Annotated in this window: 17 protein-coding genes, 1 tRNA gene and 2 pseudogenes; 6 read left to right on the top strand and 14 right to left on the bottom strand. The window is 64.2% G+C overall.

What is annotated here, in order from left to right; translation table 11 throughout:
* Positions 1 to 5 precede the first annotated feature (5 nt).
* The 4 genes and pseudogenes from HTIA_RS12400 to HTIA_RS12385 form a co-directional block, all read right to left on the bottom strand.
* Positions 6 to 206: a dodecin gene (locus HTIA_RS12400; protein WP_008524040.1), complete on the bottom strand. Its 201-nt coding sequence runs from the start codon at positions 204 to 206 to the stop codon at positions 6 to 8.
* A 244-nt stretch (positions 207 to 450) separates the two neighbouring features.
* Positions 451 to 1,119: pseudogene (locus tag HTIA_RS12395) on the bottom strand (mechanosensitive ion channel family protein); the annotation flags it as partial.
* 21 nt (positions 1,120 to 1,140) lie between these two features.
* The gene (locus HTIA_RS12390; protein WP_008524214.1) at positions 1,141 to 2,481 is read right to left on the bottom strand and encodes an ISH6 family transposase; all 1,341 of its coding nucleotides are present in this window, start codon (positions 2,479 to 2,481) and stop codon (positions 1,141 to 1,143) included.
* 86 nt (positions 2,482 to 2,567) lie between these two features.
* Positions 2,568 to 2,936 (bottom strand): annotated as a pseudogene (locus tag HTIA_RS12385) (mechanosensitive ion channel family protein); the annotation flags it as partial.
* 134 nt (positions 2,937 to 3,070) lie between these two features.
* Here HTIA_RS12385 and HTIA_RS12380 point away from each other — a divergent pair.
* Positions 3,071 to 3,523: a type IV pilin gene (locus HTIA_RS12380; protein WP_008527540.1), complete on the top strand. Its 453-nt coding sequence runs from the start codon at positions 3,071 to 3,073 to the stop codon at positions 3,521 to 3,523.
* 12 nt (positions 3,524 to 3,535) lie between these two features.
* Here the strand turns inward: HTIA_RS12380 and HTIA_RS12375 are convergent, their stop codons facing one another.
* The 4 genes from HTIA_RS12375 to HTIA_RS12360 form a co-directional block, all read right to left on the bottom strand.
* Entirely contained in the window at positions 3,536 to 4,996 is a 1,461-nt protein-coding gene (locus HTIA_RS12375) for an RtcB family protein (protein WP_008527539.1), read from the bottom strand.
* A gap of 69 nt (positions 4,997 to 5,065) precedes the next feature.
* Complete coding sequence (gene katG, locus HTIA_RS12370; protein WP_079980327.1) at positions 5,066 to 7,234, bottom strand: catalase/peroxidase HPI; 2,169 nt, start codon at positions 7,232 to 7,234, stop codon at positions 5,066 to 5,068.
* A 157-nt stretch (positions 7,235 to 7,391) separates the two neighbouring features.
* Positions 7,392 to 7,802, bottom strand: coding sequence for an archease (locus HTIA_RS12365; RefSeq protein WP_008527536.1), 411 nt, complete (start codon positions 7,800 to 7,802; stop codon positions 7,392 to 7,394).
* A complete protein-coding gene (locus HTIA_RS12360) occupies positions 7,799 to 8,611 on the bottom strand; it encodes a DUF502 domain-containing protein (protein ID WP_021029816.1) in 813 nt (270 codons plus the stop codon). The genes HTIA_RS12365 and HTIA_RS12360 overlap by 4 nt, the downstream gene beginning before the upstream one ends.
* A 200-nt stretch (positions 8,612 to 8,811) precedes the next feature.
* On the opposite strand from HTIA_RS12360, the gene HTIA_RS12355 reads away from it, so the two are divergent.
* From HTIA_RS12355 to HTIA_RS12345, 3 genes are all read left to right on the top strand, one after another.
* The gene (locus HTIA_RS12355; protein WP_008527534.1) at positions 8,812 to 9,297 is read left to right on the top strand and encodes a GNAT family N-acetyltransferase; all 486 of its coding nucleotides are present in this window, start codon (positions 8,812 to 8,814) and stop codon (positions 9,295 to 9,297) included.
* Positions 9,298 to 9,365: 68 nt separating this feature from the next.
* Complete coding sequence (gene priS, locus HTIA_RS12350) at positions 9,366 to 10,526, top strand: DNA primase small subunit PriS (protein WP_008527533.1); 1,161 nt, start codon at positions 9,366 to 9,368, stop codon at positions 10,524 to 10,526.
* A gap of 19 nt (positions 10,527 to 10,545) precedes the next feature.
* Positions 10,546 to 11,481 (top strand): hypothetical protein, encoded by a 936-nt coding sequence (locus HTIA_RS12345; protein WP_008527531.1) that lies wholly within the window; start codon positions 10,546 to 10,548, stop codon positions 11,479 to 11,481.
* 65 nt (positions 11,482 to 11,546) lie between these two features.
* Here HTIA_RS12345 and HTIA_RS12340 read toward each other — a convergent pair whose 3' ends face one another.
* Positions 11,547 to 12,665 carry a S1C family serine protease gene (locus tag HTIA_RS12340; protein ID WP_008527529.1) on the bottom strand — a complete coding sequence of 373 codons (1,119 nt, stop codon included), beginning with the start codon at positions 12,663 to 12,665 and terminating at the stop codon, positions 11,547 to 11,549.
* 126 nt (positions 12,666 to 12,791) lie between these two features.
* On the opposite strand from HTIA_RS12340, the gene HTIA_RS12335 reads away from it, so the two are divergent.
* Positions 12,792 to 13,505 carry a metal-dependent hydrolase gene (locus tag HTIA_RS12335; RefSeq protein WP_008527528.1) on the top strand — a complete coding sequence of 238 codons (714 nt, stop codon included), beginning with the start codon at positions 12,792 to 12,794 and terminating at the stop codon, positions 13,503 to 13,505.
* Positions 13,506 to 13,526: 21 nt separating this feature from the next.
* On the opposite strand, the gene HTIA_RS12330 is transcribed toward HTIA_RS12335, so the two are convergent.
* A complete protein-coding gene (locus HTIA_RS12330) occupies positions 13,527 to 14,369 on the bottom strand; it encodes a TatD family hydrolase (RefSeq protein WP_008527527.1) in 843 nt (280 codons plus the stop codon).
* A gap of 58 nt (positions 14,370 to 14,427) precedes the next feature.
* Positions 14,428 to 14,874, bottom strand: coding sequence for an NYN domain-containing protein (locus HTIA_RS12325; RefSeq protein WP_008527526.1), 447 nt, complete (start codon positions 14,872 to 14,874; stop codon positions 14,428 to 14,430).
* A gap of 130 nt (positions 14,875 to 15,004) precedes the next feature.
* Between HTIA_RS12325 and HTIA_RS12320 the strand changes: the two genes are divergently transcribed.
* Positions 15,005 to 15,079 (top strand) — tRNA-Glu (locus tag HTIA_RS12320).
* A gap of 333 nt (positions 15,080 to 15,412) precedes the next feature.
* Here the strand turns inward: HTIA_RS12320 and HTIA_RS12315 are convergent.
* From HTIA_RS12315 to HTIA_RS12305, 3 genes are all read right to left on the bottom strand, one after another.
* The gene (locus HTIA_RS12315) at positions 15,413 to 16,036 is read right to left on the bottom strand and encodes a YqaA family protein (protein WP_008527525.1); all 624 of its coding nucleotides are present in this window, start codon (positions 16,034 to 16,036) and stop codon (positions 15,413 to 15,415) included.
* Positions 16,037 to 16,096: 60 nt separating this feature from the next.
* On the bottom strand, positions 16,097 to 17,146 hold the full coding sequence (gene mfnA / locus HTIA_RS12310; RefSeq protein ID WP_008527524.1) for a tyrosine decarboxylase MfnA: 1,050 nt from the start codon (positions 17,144 to 17,146) through the stop codon (positions 16,097 to 16,099).
* Between the two features lie 81 nt (positions 17,147 to 17,227).
* On the bottom strand, positions 17,228 to 18,130 hold the full coding sequence (locus tag HTIA_RS12305) for a PhzF family phenazine biosynthesis protein (protein ID WP_008527523.1): 903 nt from the start codon (positions 18,128 to 18,130) through the stop codon (positions 17,228 to 17,230).
* Positions 18,131 to 18,148: the final 18 nt, after the last annotated feature.

Raw genomic sequence — 18,148 nt, 5'->3', positions numbered from 1 at the left:
GTCGCTCAGTCCTGGAGTTCGAACGCCACGGTGACTTCTGCCTGATACTCGCGGTCCGCGACGGACGCCACCTCGACGCCCAGTTCGTCGACCTCGATCCACTGAACGCCGTCGAGTGTCTCGTTCGCCCGGTCGATCGCGTCGTCGACGGCCGCGTCGAACCCGTCGGGGCTGGTTCCGACGAGGGTCACTTTTTTGAATACCATCGTAGTTGTCGGCCCGTATTGCGAGAACGTTCACGACGGCCATGGAGCGTTCCCGTAAGATGGACGACGGATCCATGGCCCCTAATACTTACCCAGCGCCTTGTCCGCCGAAGACGATCCGAGTGGACAGGATCACCAAACTCGGGGCGTGTCCGTGATGAAACGTTCAGGCGTCCCCACAACCAAAAAGAGTCCATAAGAAGCGCCCCTCACACGACGATACTCGCCGAAACGGACGGCGACCTCACTTGGAGATGTTGTCCGCCCCTGATCGTTCGCCGTCGACAGTGCCCCCCTCGGAGGATGGTCGCTCGACCGAATCAGGCGTCTGCTCGCCGGAACTGACGCGCAACTGGCCGCTCGTGTCGTCGAAAACCAGCTGGGAATGCGGGTAGGCGATCTCGACGTCCAGATCCTCGATTGCGTCCCAGATCGCCGTCTGGATCTGGGACCGCTTTGCCTGCATCTTGTACGGCTCATTGATCCAGTAGCGAAGCGTCAACTCGATACCGTGGTCCCCGAACTCGGCGACATGGCATACTGGCCCCGCAGGGTAGCGAGCGGCGCCGACTCTGATGTCCGGTCCGCCGCCGATGACGCCATCGACTGACCGTGCAGCCCCGACGAAGCGCTCGCGAGCCGTCGTGAGATCCCCTTCGTAGGTGACGACGACCTCGATCGATTCCCGGACGCGTGTGTCCTCCGCGGAGTAGTTGATGACGTCGCGTTCCCTGATGGTTCCGTTCGGGATCACCAGGAACGTATTGTCGAGCGTGAATATCTTGGTGTATCGCAGTGTGATATCTTCGACAAATCCACGCTGACCAGTATCAGCCAGCTCGACCATGTCGCCGATCTCGTAGGGCTGGTCGGCCAGCAGGAAGACCCCGCTGATGACGCTACCGACAATCGGTGGGTCGTGTCGCAAAGCGGTCTAGAGTTTGCCTCTGGTACTCTCAATTGAGAGGTCACAGCTCATTGCTGTTTTGGTCGATCGCTGGAGCAGTTCATCAAGGAACGCCTGGTAGTGCTCTGGATCAGCGTACTTCACCAGCCGAAGCTGGAGTATCGCCTCTAATCCCTCCGTTGTCCAGCGCATCCACTGGTTCTTGCATCGCTTGCTGACTTCGCCCATCAGCCGTTCGACGGGGTTCGAGGTCCACGGCACCTCGAACCCCTCGACAGCCTGCTCGGCAAACGTCACGATCGACGGCACCCACCGCCGAAGATACCCCGCAGCCTTCTCTGACCCGTACTGATCCAACTGCCACGCTGTCTTCTCGATACGCTCGGTCGTTCGCGCGATCCGCTCGCGGATCGCCGCGAACTCCTCTTCCGGCCGGTGCTTGGCGACCGAATTCTTCAGATGGAACACCTCGTCGATCACCTCCGAGACGATCTCGTTTCGTCGATCCAAGGAGAACACGCCGTCGTCCCAGAGGTTGTAGTCCAGTGTTCGGCCGACGTGGACGAGATCAAGTTGGTGATTGCGATTTTCGTCGGTAAAGGCCGTGACCATACCCTCCTCAGCGTCACTGACGACCGTCGCGTCGTCAGTGACTGCGTCGATGTCGTCGAGGTCGGCGGCTGTCTCGTCCCAGTCAGCGTTGACCGAGAGATCCAGCAGGGAGCGGGACTCCTCGGCAGTATCTTTGCCGAGCGTGGCTTGGACGGAGTGGTACGAGCGGTCGTCGTCTTGACTGTGACACTTCGTGGCGTCAGGAATAACCGCATCAGCGTCTGTGTCAGCGACACAGTCTGGAAGGAACTGTTTGAGCTTGCTGCCGTATTCTCTGGCGCGGCGGTTGATCGTGGTCGGCGACGGCATCTCCGAGAGGATGCCGTCGCCGTGGTCAGCGGCGTCACGATAGCTGAGCGAGGTAGCGAGATCGACGCTCTTGGCCGCAATGTCCTGCTGATAACGGTTTTCTCCGTCGAAGCTAAGAACATCTTCGACGGGGCGGAAGTAGCTGGGTTCGTCGTGGTCAGCGGCGGTATCTTCGACGTAGTGAAGGTCGAATTCGTGCTCACCGGCGGTTGTGACGGCCGTGCGGGTATCGGTACCGGCGCGTTGGTAGCGCTGGTCACCGTTGCCGTGGGCGTGTTTTTCACCACAGAGCGCCTCGACGCGAGCCGCGTCGAGGCTCTCGACGAGTCCTTCGAGAAGAACTGATTCGATGTTCTGATCGGTGATGAACTCGGCAAGCGTGGCCAGCGGTATCGTTTTGTCGTCGTCGATGCTAACGGTCAACCGCACGTCGATTGTGGCGTGCATGGGGCACCTCTCGGAGTGGACACCAGAGGCGTCCCCTTCCTCAGGGGAGTCAGTTACTGAACTCTAGAGGACTTTGCGACACGACCAATCGGTGCGAGGACGACACCGACCACGGCGGTGAAAACCGTCACCGAGAGAGCAATGTCGCCCAGTTGGAGGCCGAAGATCCGGAGGATGACGAGCAACGCGAGGACGAACACGCCGACGCGAAGCCCACGGATGAACGCTCGGGTCAAGCTGGGGCGGCTGAACTGGCGGGCGATCCGTCGGCCGAGCAGACTCACGAGCAACCGGCTGGCGACCCAGGCAAGCCCCAGCACGACGACGACAGCGAAGATATCGAGGGACCAGTCAGGGATCCACGTGGGAATCCATCCCGCCGCCTGAATCGGATTCGCGGCCTCGGTGGTCGTGGCCCCGACCACGTCGATCCACCCGACCGCCAGCGGTTGCATGCGCAAATCGACACCCGGACCGCTCAAAAGGGTTGTGTTGAGCCCTGCGCTGTAACCGACAACTGGCCGATCCCGAGGCGCGAATTTCGAAGCGACCACTCTTTTATCGCTCCGGGCATAATTACCGACGAGCAATGGATCCGGCCACCCCCGGAGACAGCGACGACCGCGGCGTCTCTGAGATGACGGCCGTCGTGACACTCGTCGCCATCGCGTTCGTCCTCGTGGCCGGCGTCGGGATCAGCGCGATCATGTTTTCGGAGGGCGATACCGGCCCGCCACAGGCCAACTTCACCTACGAGTACATCGACCAGACCAGCGCACTCCTCATCACCCACGACAGAGGTGACGAGATTCCCAGCGGAGACCTCTACGTCAGCGGATCCGACAGCAACGTTACCTGGGCCGCCCTGGCCGGATCGAACGAATCAGCACTCGTCACGCCGGGCGACGCCGTCCAGGTCAGCGAGCAAAGCGCTTTCGGCGAGCCAGTCCGCTCGAGTAGTCGCCTCGAACTCGTCTTCCACAACGCGTCGCTGAACCAATCAGCCGTGATTTCGCGATGGAACGGCGACACAGGCATCTGAACGCCCGCTCGACTAGCCTTTGATATTGCAGACCGGGAACGTCCGGGCGACCCGGTCGCCGATCCCGAGTTCGTCCGAGATCCGAACGACCTCGTCGATGTCCTTGTAGACGCCGGGGGCCTCCTCGGCGACAGTCGCGCCGCTCTGAGCTTTGACGTAGATTTCCTGAGTCTCCCGGAGGTCGTCCTGGACGTCCTCGCCCCAGTAGGTGTTCTTGGCTTCCGTCCGGGACATGAGCCGGCCCGCGCCGTGGGCCGTCGAGCCGAACGTCTCCGCCAAGGAGTTCTCGCCACCGCGGAGGACGTAACTCCCCGCGCCCATGCTCCCGGGGATGATGATCGGCTGGCCGACGTCGCGGTAGGCCGCCGGGACTTCGGGGTGGCCGGCCGGGAACGCCCGCGTCGCGCCCTTCCGGTGGACGAAGAGTTCGCGATCCTCGTCCCCAATGGTATGGGTCTCCTTCTTGGCGATGTTGTGGGCGACGTCGTAGAGCAACTCCATCTCCATGTCGCGCCAGTCACGATCGAAGACGTCGGCGAAGACCTCGCGGGTTCGGTGCATGATGAGCTGGCGGTTGACCCACGCGAAGTTGATCGCCGCGTTCATCGCGGCGTAGTACTCCTCGGCGAGGTGACTGCCTGCGGGCGCGGCCGCGAGTTCCTTGTCCGGGAGTTGCTCGAGCAGTCCCTCATGAGTCTTTTCGATCTCCCGAAGGTAGTCGGTACAGACCTGGTGGCCCAGCCCGCGCGAGCCACAGTGAATCAGAACCACGATCTGGTCTTCCTCGAGACCGAAGCGCTCGGCGACGTCCTCGCGGTAGACGTCCGTGACACGCTGGACTTCCAGGAAGTGATTCCCGCTCCCGAGACTCCCGAGTTGCTGGCGACCCCTGTCTTTGGCCTTCTTCGAGACCGCGTCGGCGTCGGCCCCCGGCCGGACACCCTCGTCCTCGCAGTGGGTGAGATCGTCTTCGACGGCGTATCCCTCCTCGAGTGCCCACTCGACACCACGCTCTAAAATCTCCGCTAAGGTGTCGACGTCCGTCTGGACGACGCCACCGCCGCCGAGCCCGCTCGGGATCGCCTCGAACAGCGCGTCGACGAGTTCTTGCTCGCGCCCCTGGATATCACTGTACGTGAGGTTTGTTTTCATCATCCTCACCCCACAATTAATGTCGTAACCAACCGCACCGGGCGAGATGACGCCGTTCTCGGTGTCGATCCCGGCGACGCCGCCGACCGGGAACCCATAGCCCTGGTGGGCGTCGGGCATCGCGAGGGCGTACTTCTGGATCCCCGGGAGGTGGGTCGTGTTCTTGAGTTGCTGCAAGGAGAGATCCTCGCTGATTTCGTCGAGGAGTTCCTCGCTGGCGAGGACGCGGGCCGGGACGCGCATCTCGTCTTCCTGAGGGATTTCCCAGACGTACTCCCGAACCTTCTGTAAGGTGAACTCGCCGGCGTCGTAGGTAGTCATACGCGCTAATTCGCACCCGGAGACAAAGTAAGGTTCGAACTGCGGGACGTCACTGGAGGGGGTCGCGATTCAGTTCGCGTGCTTGAGGTCGAAACGATCGAGTTGCATGACCTTTCGCCAGGCCGCAACGAAATCGTCGACGAACTGCTGTTGGCCGTCCTCGGCACCGTAGACCTGCGAGACGGCACGCAGTCGGGCGTTCGAGCCGAAGATGAGATCGACGCGCGAGCCCGTCCACTCGACGTCGCCCGTCTCGCGGTCCCGGATCTCGTAGACGTTCTCGTCGTCGGTCTGCTCCCACTCGTAGCCCATGTCGAGGACGTTCACGAAGAAGTCGTTCGTGAGCGTGCCGGGCTCGTCGGTGAAGACACCGAGGTCCGAGTCGCCGTAGGTCGCGCCAAGCTGGCGCATCCCGCCGAGAAGGACCGTCATCTCGGGGATGGTCAGGTTCAGCAACTCGGCTCTGTCGAGGAGGATCTCCTCGGGCTTGCGCTCGGCCTCCTCGCCGACGTAGTTGCGAAAGCCGTCGGCTGCGGGCTTCAGCGCCTGGAAGGACTCGACGTCGGTCTGGTCTGCTGTCGCGTCGGTGCGACCAGGCTCGAAGGGCACCGTCACGTCGTAGCCCGCGTCCGCAGCGGCCTGCTCGACGGCTGCGTTGCCGCCCAGGACGATCAGGTCCGCCAGCGAGACGCGGACGTCGTCGGATCGAGCGTCGTTGAACTCGGCCTGGATGTCCTCGTACGTCGCGAGGACCGACTCCAGTTCTGCGGGTTCGTTGACCGCCCAGCTCTGCTGGGGTTCCAGTCGGATGCGAGCCCCGTTGGCACCGCCGCGCTTGTCGCTGTCGCGGTAGGTCGAGGCGGCGGCCCAAGCGGTCTTGACCAGCTGCGATCGCGAGAGGTCCGACTCGCGGATCGCCTCTTTGAGTTCGGCGACGTCGCTGTCTCCGATGAGATCGTAGTCAGCGTCCGGCAGCGGGTCTTGCCAGATCATCTCCTCGTCGGGGACCTCCGGGCCGAGGAACCGCTCAGGCGGACCCATGTCGCGGTGGATCAGCTTGTACCACGCCTTCGCGAAGTTGATCCCGAACGCCATCGGGTTCTCCTGGTAGCGCTCTAAGATCTCACGGTAGTCCGGATCGCGCTTCAACGCGATGTCGGTCGTGAGCATCATCACGTCCTCCTTCTCGTCGGGGTCCTCGACGCCGGGTGCGGCCTCGTCGAGTTCGCCGTTCTGGGTCGTCCACTGCCACGCACCGCCGGGGCCCTTCTCGGGCCACCACTGGTGTTCTAAGAGCCCGTCGATGTAGCCCATGTCCCACTCGGTCGGCGTGGTGTTCCAGGGCCCCTCGATCCCGCTGGTGATCGTATCCTTCCCTTTGCCCGAGCCGTAGTCGTTGTCCCAGCCCAGCCCCTGCTGTTCGATCGGGGCCTCGGCCGGTTCCGGCCCGAGGTGATCGCCGTCGTCGGCACCGTGGACCTTCCCGAAGGTGTGGCCGCCGGCGATCAGCGCGACGGTCTCTTCGTCGTTCATCGCCATGCGGCTGAAGGACTCGCGGATGTTCTCCGCCGAGGCCTCAGGGGCGGGTTCGCCGTCCGGGCCCTCCGGGTTCACGTAGATGAGCCCCATGACGGTCGCGCCCAGCGGGTTCTCGAGTTCGCCGTCCTCGAAGCGCTCAGAGGACTCCATCTCCATTTCGGGCCCCCAGTCGACCGACTCGTCCGGGGCGAAGTCGTCTACGCGGCCGCCGGCAAAGCCGAACGTCTCGAAGCCCATCGACTCCATGGCGACGTTGCCAGCCAGGACGATGAGGTCGGCCCAGGAGAGCTTCCGGCCGTACTTTTGCTTGATCGGCCAGAGGAGCCGTCGCGCCTTGTCCAGATTCGCGTTGTCCGGCCAGCTGTCGAGCGGCGGGAAGCGCTGCGTCCCGCCGGCGGCACCGCCCCGGCCGTCCGTCGTCCGGTACGTGCCGGCGCTGTGCCAGGCCATCCGGATGAACAGCGGGCCGTAGTGGCCGTAGTCGGCGGGCCACCAGTCTTTCGAATCGGTCATCAGCGCCTCGAGATCCGCCTTCACGGCCTCGAGATCGAGTTGCTGGAACGCCTCGGCGTAGTCGAAGTCGTCCTCGTACGGGCTGTCGTCGCGGGCGTTCTGGTCGAGAACCCCGACGTCCAACTGGTTGGGCCACCAGTTTTGATTGCGCTCTCGCATGGTCACCGAGAGGGGCCTTCCACACATCAATTTTGGCTTGGGGGAAATTGTCTTCGCCGCAAGGCAAAAATTAAATCTCGATCGAATAACCCATCTCGGCAGTGAAACCGGACTGATCGTGACTTCGCCCGATCGAACCGTGCTGACCGCAGCGTTCCAGTGTGGGGAGACGACCGGGAAAATCTCAGACGTCGAGGACGACGTAAGCGTGCCACCCTTCCTCAGTCGGCTCGAGGACCATCTCGGAGTAGGTGACGGCCTTTACCTCCCGGGCAGTGATCGTTTGTAGGGGCACGCCCTGAGCGGTGGCCTCGACGGTCCAGACGTCGCCCGACGAAGAGACCGCTGCCCGATTGTCGACGGGGAGAACGCCGCGGACGTCACGCTGATAGATGAGTTCGTCGAGGTAATCGAACAGGAGAGGCTCCCGACTCTCGGCCGTGACCGTGAGATCGAAGCGGTCGCCCTCGGGGGCGTCCCCCTCGTACATCGCCGCCGCCATGCCGTCAGCCGTCGCGCCGAAGACGTCACCGAGCGTCTCGCCGGTCGCCTCGACGGCGACGTCAGCCGTATGTTCCCGGAGTGTGAAGCTCACGACCCCTCACCCTGTCTGTCCTCGGCCGATGACGTAGCATCTCCAGACGGTTCTTCGTCATCCCTGTCACCACTGGAGAACCACCCGGCTTGGACGATCCCGTCGGGCAGGCTATCGGAATACTCCAGCGGGGCCGCCTCGACCGTGTCCGTATCGCCGATGGCGACGCCGCTGGTCATGATCGTCTTGAGCCCTTCTTCGACGCTCATGTCCACGTCGATACACCGGTCTGGAGAAACGTGAAGCACGTAGCCACCCATGAGTGGATTCGGAGCCAGCGGAACGTAGATCGTCAACATGTCCTCGTGGCCGGTCTGGCGTTGGATGTCTTCGGGAGTTTCGGCCGTCACGAACCCGGTCGCGTACGATCCTTCAGTGGGGAACTCGACGAGTTTGATCTCCTGAAAGCTCTCGGTGTCGGCGTCGAACACTAATTCGCTCATCTCGTTGAACGTCTGATAGACGCTGCCGATACCCGGGATGGCCCCCATCGCCCGGTCGAAGCGTTGTTCGGCGGCTTTCGCGCCGGAGTACGAGTCCGCGAGGAAGCCGATGATTACGACGAGTACAACCACGACGAGCAAAGAGACGATCTGGAGCAGGATCTCCGGGGTATCGCCACTGATACCGAGGACGCGCTGGAGTGTCCCGGTCAATGGCTGGAGCGTCCCGAAAATGAACCCCCAGATGAAACTCACCACGACGACGGTGATCAAAAGCGGAACAGTCAGCGTCAGTCCGGTGACCAGTGCCTGTTTCAACCGGTCGTGGATGTCCCCCCGATGAGGCGGCTGTATTCGTCCAGGCATACAGGACAAATCAACTGCACTGACTGAAAGCGTTGTGGCCTCGATCCGATCGAGTATCCCTGCCTGGAAAAGACGTCGATGGGCCGCCTCGAAGCGTGCATCCTGGTCTCGACACCGGCGATTGTTCGCCGGCGGCGCGGTCCGGACCGATTCGTGAAGCGCCTTAAAAGTTAAATGGGTCAAGGGCATACGTCGATGCAGTGAGCGTCACCGTCGAAGCGACACGGGTCGAACGCGGCGACGACGAGTTCGTCGACGCCGCCTGGAAGCTCAAAGAAGACATCAGAGCAGAGGAAGGGATTTTGCGCCAGCGACGACGCTTCTTCGAAGACGCCTATCGTCGCTCGACGGTCTACGTCTATTACAACCGAGGACACGACCCGAACCTCATCGGGTTCGCGGCAGTTCGACGTGACGGGTACATGCTCTTTCTCGCGGTCGATTCGGCCTATCGAAACAAGGGATTCGGCAAGCGTCTCATCGCCAGAGCCGTCGAGAACTACGAGTCCGTCTCCTGTCACGCGCGGACGACCAACCAGTCCGCCATGCAGTTCTATCGCCACATCGGCTTCGAGGTCCAGCGGCGCATCGACAACTATTACGAGGACGGCGGCGACGCCTACTACCTCTCGCTCGGTGACGACGACGGCATCATCGACCGGCTGCAGGGGCTGCTCTCGCGATAGCTCCTGGCACTCGACTCCCAGGCTCCCGACCGACAATCCTTTTCCTTCGCTCCGCGAATCCGGGAGCGATGGAGGAGCGAACCCGCGCGTATCTCCGCGGCCGGTTCGGTGACCACTATCGACGGACCGATCCACTGCCGCCGCCGGACGCCCACGAACGCGAGTGGGGGTACATCCCGTGGACGGACAGCCCCGGCGAGACGATGGTTCGCCACCAGTCGCTGCTGGATCTGGGCGACCTCGAATCGTTCCTCGCCAGGGAGCGACCCCGCCACGTCTACTTCTCGGCTGGCCGATACACCGACCCGGGAGCCGGGTCGATGGGCGCAAAGGACTGGCGGGGCTCTGACGTCGTCTTCGATCTCGACGCCGATCACTTGCCGTCGGTCGATCCCACCGCAGCCACCTACGCCGAGATGCTCGCCGCCTGCAAGGACGCACTCGTTCGGCTGCTTGACTTCCTCGAGGACGACTTCGGATTCGATGACCTGACGATCGTGTTCTCGGGCGGTCGTGGCTATCACGTCCACGTTCGCGACGACGGGATTCAACACCTAGAGCGCGAGGCCAGACGGGAAATCGTCGATTACGTCCGCGGGATCGGCCTCGACCTGGACGGCCTCGTCACCACCGAGATGCGCGGGAACGTGACGGCTCGAACGCTCCGGACAGAGGGGGGCTGGGGCAAGCGCGTCCACGACGAACTGCTCGCGTTCGTCGACGACGTCGAGTCGCTACCCGAAGACCAGGCGATGGCGCGACTACAGGAACTCGAGGGGATCGGCGAGGGGCGGGCGAAGACGATCTACGGCGCGATCGAGGCCAATCGCGCGGCGATCGAAGACGGAAACATGGAGGCGGGTGGGCCAGGGATTCGCAAACTCGTCGAGGCGATCACGGGCGACGTCGTCGACGAGCAGAACGCCCCAATCGACGAACCGGTCACGACCGATACGAACCGACTCATCCGACTTCCGGGCAGCCTCCACGGCGGGAGCGGGCTCGCTGTCAGGAAACTCACACGCGAGGAACTCGCTGACTTCGACCCACTGGTCGACGCCGTCCCGGAGACGTTTGTCGGTCACGACATCACCGTCGAAGTGACAGATCCCGGTGAGGTTTCCCTCGGTGGCGATAGCTTTACACTCCCGGAGGGAGTTACTTCCGTTCCGGAGTACCTCGGCGTGTTCCTCATGAGTCGCGGGCGCGCCGAGAAGGGCCAGGAGTGAGCCGGAAAGGCCGACAACCATGGACCTAGACGAGATCCAATCGGTACAGAGTCGCGAGCGCCAGACCGACAGCCTCCAGCAGCTTCGCGACTCGTTCTACGAGGAGGCCGGCCAGTTCGTCCGCTCGCTGCGGGCCGAGCGCGAGCGCGCGGCCGAGGCCGCCGAGGACCCGTTCGACTCGCCGAAGGTCACCCGGCTCAGCGACGACATCGACACCGCCGAGCAGACCCTGGAGGCGATCTACGAGCGCCGCGTCGGCAAGGTCGTCAAGATGGCGTCACTCGCGGCGGCGGACATGCCGACCGAAGAGGAGGGGCTGACGACCGAGGAACGGGACCTCTTCGACGACCTCGTGAGTTCGATCGAATCGAATCGCCAGCGCGTCTTCGACGTCCTCGACGGCGAGTCCATGGCCGTCGCCGGCACTACCGAAGCCGCCTCCTCGGGCGAGGGCGTCCCGACGGATGCGACTGACAGGAGAGACACCGACCACGCCGCCGAACCCGAGACAGCCGGGGCCGACTCGGAGCCGCCCGTGCCACCCGCCGAACCCGACGCAGACGCCGTCTCGCCCGACGCTGAGGAGGTGCCCGCGGCGGATCTCATGGGCAGTGACTCAGCGGCCGAGGAGCGTCCAACGGGCCCGGACCGAGGGGGCCCGTCGGCGGCGACTGAAAACGGGAAAGCGCCAGCAGCCGGGGCGACCGACGACGGATCCGAGCCGGCGACGCGGCGTGACGGCGGGCCACCCGGCTCGGCAGTGGTCGAAGCAGACACGGTCTCGTCAGGAGGCGACGACGTCGAACGGACGACCGTTCGAATCACCAGCGACGTCGGGGAGATCCTCGGCGTCGACGACCGGACGTACGATCTCGTGGCCGAAGACGTCGTAACCCTGCCGGCGACCAACGCCGAACCGCTTCTCGAGCGCGGCGTTGCGGAGTCGCTGCAGTAGGTCGCTGTGGCTGTCCATGCAGCAATTTTCAAGAGACACCGAACCACCGGAGGTCGCCTGCCGTCTCAGTTCGCGTCGTCTCTGGACCCGATCGTGACTTGCAGGTCTTCGGCGGTCCCGTCGCGCCAGACACGGATCGTGGCCGGTTGGCCGACCTCGGTCTGGAGGGCGAGGACGCTCGCCAGCTGCTGGCTGATCGGCGTCGGCTCACCTTCGATGTGAGTGATCACGTCACCGCCGACCGGGACCGGGCGGCCATCGACGGTCGTCTCGCCGGTCGCCCCCTGGAGAACCCCGTCCGACGGGCTGCCCTCGAGGACCTGCGTGACGTAGACGCCGGAGATCTCCGGGAGGTCGTTGGCTCTGGCCACGGCGGGCGTGACGTCCCGGAGTCCGATCCCGAGATACGGATGCTCGTAGGAACCGGTCTCGATCAGACTCGGGACGACTCTGCGAGTCAACGCGCTGGAGATCGCCAACCCGATGTTGTCGCCACGACCGGCGCTGATGAGGCCGACGACCTCGCCGCCCAGATTGACCAGGGGGCCGCCGCTATTGCCCGGATTCACCGCCGCGTCCGTCTGGATCGTGTCGGGGATCGAGAAGTTGTTGGGCCCCGCCAGCGTCCGGTCGACGCCGCTGACGATGCCCGCCGAGACGGAACCCGAGAGCCCGTATGGATTCCCGATGGCAACTACTTCGGTGCCAATCGCGGGCTCACGGTCGACGAAGGACAGCGGATCGGCGGCCGACGGATGGGCGTCGACGGACAGGACCGCGAGGTCACTGTGGAGGTCGGTTCCGACGACGGATGCCTGCCGCCAGCCGGTCGAGGGGTAGCGAACGTACAGCTCCTGGGCGTCCGCGACGACGTGTTCGTTCGTCACCAGATGGGTGTCGTCGTAGACGAACCCGCTCCCGGTCCCGGCGGAGCCGAGGGTCGTAATGACCCTGATCTGGACGACCGAATCGCTGACCGACCGGTAGACGTCCGTGTATCGTGACTGGGCGTCCACATCGGGGGTGTCTGTCGTCAGTTCCGGACTGTCGTCAGTCCCGGTGTCAGACGGCACTGGATCGACCGTCTCGGCCGACGGCGAGTCCGCACACCCGGCCGCGCCGAGTGCTGTCGAGGCACCCAGCAGGCCGAGAAACCGTCGGCGGGACAGTTCTTCCGGTGGCATGGGAAGATCTAGTCGCTAGCGTGGATAAACGCTTGGCTGACGGTCCGTCTCTGGACGGCAACGACTGGACGGAGAGTCTGCCGGAGCCACGGAGCATTAAGTGTCTCTCGAACGTAGGACGGACGCATGCAACTCACCTGGCACGGTCACTCGACCTGGAGCGTCGAACGTGGAGACACCCGATTGCTGATCGACCCGTTCTTCGACAACCCGAAGACGTCGCTGTCGGCCGAAGACGTCGAGAGTCCCGACTTCGTGCTCCTCACTCACGGCCACGGCGACCACATCGCCGACGTCGGTGCGTTCCCGGACGCGACCGTCGTCGCGACGCCGGAACTCGCCGGCTATATCGAGAGCGAGCACGGCAACGAGACGATCGGGATGAACCTCGGCGGCACCGTCGAGGTCGGCGACGCCTTCGTGACGATGCACCGGGCCGATCACACCAACGGCATCAACACGGGCTACGAGATCGGGTCGGCAGGAATGCCCGCCGGGTTCGTGATCTCAGACGCCGAGCCGACCCGGAAGAGCGACGTCGAGACGACGGCGTTCTACCACGCCGGCGATACCGGGCTGATGACGGAGATGCGCGACGTGATCGCGCCGTTCCTGGAGCCGGACGCCGCGGCCATCCCGATCGGCGATCACTTCACGATGGGACCCGAGCAGGCCGCCGTCGCCGTCGACTGGCTCGACGTCGATCACGCGTTCCCGATGCATTACGACACGTTCCCGCCGATCGAACAGAACGCCGACGCGTTCGCTCGCGAAGTGAAAGCCGTCGGCAGTAACGCCGAGGTACACGCTCTCGGCGGCGACGAGACGTTCGAACTCTGAGCGAACCCTGGCATCGCGACCTCACAGCGTGGCTTCGAGGTCGATTCCGTAGACTGCGGCGGGCGTTTCGACGTGGGCCGTCCGGATCGCGTCGTCGTATCCTTCCTCGCGCATCCACTCGACACGTCGGGGGACGGTCTTCGGGCCGAGCACCGCCCCCGGACGGTCGGGGTCGTCGATGAAATCAGTCTCCATCAGGAACGGTTCAGCTTCCTCGGCCGCTATTTCCAGTTCGTCCCTGTCGGCGAGGACGCTCGCCGTCGGGCCGTCGAGACGCCCCTCCGAGTAGTGCTTGACGACGCGTTTAGCCGGCAGGCCACGTTCTTCGGCCCACTCGGCAACTTCGGTGAAGTCTTGGCCGCTCTCGGTGTGGAGTTGGACGGCCGAGCCAGTCTCGGCACCCAGCTCGAAGGCGTGTTTCATCACGTCGTTGGATGCCTCCCAGATCGGGTCGCCGACGTCGTAGTGGGGCCGACCGGATTTGAGCGCGAGCGCCGGGCCGTCGGCGACGTACTCCGCCGCGACGTCGAGGCCGGCTTGCATGATATCGCGCGCCTCTGGCGGCGTATAGCCGCGGCCCGTCAGCTTCGAGATCAGTGCGGGATGGACGCCCAGCACCGGCCAGGCGCGACCGGGGAGTACCTCGGAGGCCCGCTCGACGGCGTCGATGGTCGTCTCGAAGACCGCCCGAAAGACCGCCTCGTCGTCGCCGACATCCTCGAGCATCCAGGACGGTTTGTTGACGACCAGCAGGTGCGTCCCGCCGGCACGGGCGAAGTCCTCGACGGCGTCGATTCCACGGCCGTGGTCGGGATCGAGATGGAGGTGATTATCCAGGATCGGCGTGTCGAGTTCGGCAGTCATGGCTACAGGTAGTGGCGTTCGAGCCAAAAGGGGTTCGTCTCCGCAGCCTGAGATCGCGTCAGTCTTCGAGCGAGTGACTCTCGTGGGCTGTATTCGAGAGTGCGTCCGAGCGGCCGTATTCACCCGGCGCGATCGCGACCGTTCGACAGCCCCGGTCGGCGGCAACTTCTAGCGCGGGTTTGAAGTCAGTATCGCGGGAGGCGATCACCAGTGTGTCGATGCGGCCCTCGCTTGCGGCCCGCGTCGCGTCGACGGCGAGTTTGACGTCGACGTCGCCGCTGGTAGTGATCACCTCGAAGCCGTGGGCTTCGCTGGCCTGAATCAGCCCTGGCGTCGCGTGCTCGTCGAGGTAGAGTCGTGCCGCCGCGATTCGGCCGTACTCGTCGGCGATCGCGCGCAGGTCGTCGAGGTCGACGTCGAATTCCTCCCGGAAGACGTTCGGTCCGTCGACGTAGAGTCCGACGCCCCCGTTCCCATCGCCCCGGAGACGGCCCAGCAAGCTCATATCACCATCGACGGCAGGCGGCGACTTGGGGGTTGTGACTCTGTGCGTTCCTGAGTCTGTCTCCCACGCCGGGACGAATTGACGGCATTTATTAGGGTGCAGTCCGTCGATCCGGTTGTAGTTCGGACACGCTCGGTTGGTGTAGTCCGGCCAATCATCTTGGCCTTTCGAGCCGAGGACCAGGGTTCAAATCCCTGACCGAGCACTGTTCTATCGCGAGCAACTTCGCGAGCGACTGCTGTGCACACGAAGGATTTGAATCACGGCAGACCGAGCGAAGCGAGGTCTGGCATCGGGTTCAAATCCCTGACCGAGCATTTCACGGCGAGCAAATTCGCGAGCAGAGCGTTTCACACCCGTTCGGGGACCTCCTGCATGCTGCAACTGTCCGTGAAGCCGGCGCAACGTTCGTCGCCCGGGATACTGACGTCGACACCCAGCCGCTGAAGGACTTGATGGCGGTCGATATCATCGAAGCGTTGTGTCGATGGGCCAGTGCTGAAGATGCCCGATATTTTTCGGCACCAGTGGCGACGATTCACAAGAAGACGACAGCACCGCCGCCGACGAGCCCGATCGTCACCAGCAGTCGGCCGACGCTGCCGACGAAGGTCGCCAGCGCGAACTTGCCGTAGTCCCGTTCGAGGATCGTAAACGCGTAGATGGAGATCGTATCGGGGAAGAACGGGACCGACAGCGCAAGCGCCAGCCCGACGTACCCGAACTCCCTGGCGAGCTGAACGGTCTTGCGCTCGGACCACTCGATGACGTCGAACCGGGACTCCTTGATCCGTCTGACCAGCGGACCGTACTCTTTAGCCTCCTGGCCGATGTGGAAGGCGAAGACGCTCCCGGCGGCCTTCCCGAGCCCGCTGACGAGGATGATGAGCGCGAGCGTCACGTCGTCGGGCACGCCCAGTCGCATGTGGCCGGCTGGAGCCAAGACGACCTCACTCGGGAGCGGTAACACGAACGCGATCAGAAACGAATAGACGGCAATCACGGCCAGTCCGAGCGGACCAGTCGCTGACCGCACCATGTCCTCGAGGACTGTGTAAAATCCGGCGAAAAGACCACTACTGGCCGCGAAGGCGTCCGGGAGCCAACCGAAGACAACGAGGAGGAGATCACCGACGATCACGAGCGGGAGGGCAGCAATCACGCGGTGTCGTTACCGCCCGGGTGTCGTAAACCTTCATATTCCGGTCAGGCACTCCCCGCGTCAATACCAGTCGAGATCGGCGACGAACGACCGGAGCATCGACCGCGTGACGTGGGGCATACACACGACTCGCATCTCGCCGGCCCCGGTCTTGGTGACCCGCCAGCCACGCTCGCGTAACTGCTCGATCAACGATAGCGAGACATCGGCCGCCAAAAGCGGGAGTTCGGGACCGACGACCGTATAGCCCCGATCCTCGAGCGCGTCGGCGAGCCACTCGGCGTTGTCCATCGAGGTGTGATACTGCTGTCGGTAGCCATCGGGCCACAGCGCTTCCATCGCGGCGACGGCACTGGCGACGCCCGCGCCGCTACGGGTACCGGTCAGCGTCACCTGTGAGCGCGATTCCAGGTACGGCGTGTCGATCGCGAGTTCGTCCAGCAGGTCGCTCGAACGCGCGAGAAAGCCGCCGGCGGGGACCGCTGCCTGACCGACCTTGTGCGGGTCGATCGTCATGGTGTCGATCTCGGCGTGACCGAAGTGCCACGCGAAGTCGGTAAACGGGAGGTAAAATCCGCCGAAGGCGGCGTCGACGTGCATCAGCGCGTCGGCAGACTGCGCCAGGTCAGCCAGTGCCGGAATCGGATCGACGTGGCCGTACTCGGTCGTGCCGGCGACGCCGACGACCGCGACGGTGTCGTCGTCGATCGCGTCGGCCATCGCCTCGACGTCCGCCCGGTAGTCGACCGTCGGGACGCGACGTAACTCGACGTCGAGCATCTCGGCGGCCTTGCTGAAGCTGAAGTGGGCGCTGTCGGGCACGACGACGTTTGGATCCGCGGTCTCGGCACGGTTTCGTGCGATCCGGACCGCCTGGATGTTGGCCTCGGTCCCGCCGCTGGTGACGTAGCCAGCGGGGTCGCCCAGTCCAGTCATCTCCCCGAGGAGCTCGACGGCCTGGCGTTCGAGATTGCTGACCGTCTGGTAGGTCCCGGGATCGCCCGGGTTCGTCGCGAGGAACCGCTCTGCCGCCTCGCGAGCCGCTGGATGTGGTTCGGTGCACATCGAGGAGAGAACGCGTCCGAAGTCCTGCGGCTCGGCTCGCTGCATGGGTGAAAGGAAGGACTGGATCGGTTTATCCGTTCCGCTCGCGACAGTTCTGCCAGCGAACCGTCGATCGCGACGGTCGTCTCAAACCTCGATGATGTCTCCGCTCTCGACGTCCGGCACGGCAATATCGCCAGTCACGGTCGTCACGGCTTCTCCACCGACGAAGACGCCGTCTTCGACGCGAACCTGAACACGACCGGGTCGGTCGAGGAAGTCACCCTGTTCACACCGGAGTGTACTGGTGTCGATCTCGCCGAACCGATCGAGATACGCGCCGACCGCGCCGCTTGCGGTCCCCGTCACCGGATCCTCGTCGACACCGACGCCCGGCGCGAACAGGCGACCGTGAACCGTCGACTCCCGGTCGAGGGTGTCGAAGGTAAACGCGTACAGGCCGGCGGCGTCGTGGTCGTCACAGAGCCGCTCGATCGCGCCCAGGTCGGGCCTCACGTCGCCCAGTTGCTCGAAGTAGTTGACGGGGACAATCAGGAACGGCATGCCCGTGGAGGCCCGCGCGACCGGGAGATCCACGCCCACACCTGCGAATGCCGTTTCGGTCAGTCCGAGGACCTCTGCGAGTCGGTCGTAGCCGACGTCGGCCACCGCCACTGCGGGCTCGTCGCCTTCCATCCAGACCGTGCCGTCGGGTTCGATCTCGATGGCGAGCGTCCCGACGTTCGTCGAGAGGGTGTGCTCGCCGGCCGCGATGACGTCCTGCTCGAAGAGGTGGGCGTGGGCGGCGATCGTGGCGTGCCCACATAGATCGACTTCGTCTTCGGGCGTGAAATACCGGAGTCGACGGTCGCTCTCGTCGCTCTCCCGGACGAAAGCCGTCTCGCTCGCGCCGAGTTCCGCCGCGATGGCCTGCATCTGGTCGTCGGTCAGGTCGTCGCCGTCGGGAACCACACCGGCCGGATTTCCGGAAAACGAGTCCGTCGTGAACGCGTCGACGAGGTGGACCTCGCGTCGCTCGTGGTCGGTCATACCACACCCTGGGTGGAC

This window comes from Halorhabdus tiamatea SARL4B, from assembly GCF_000470655.1.
Taxonomy (GTDB): domain Archaea; phylum Halobacteriota; class Halobacteria; order Halobacteriales; family Haloarculaceae; genus Halorhabdus; species Halorhabdus tiamatea.
The sequence above is the reverse complement of the archived record's forward strand: the minus strand, read 5'-3'. Positions and strand labels throughout refer to the sequence as shown.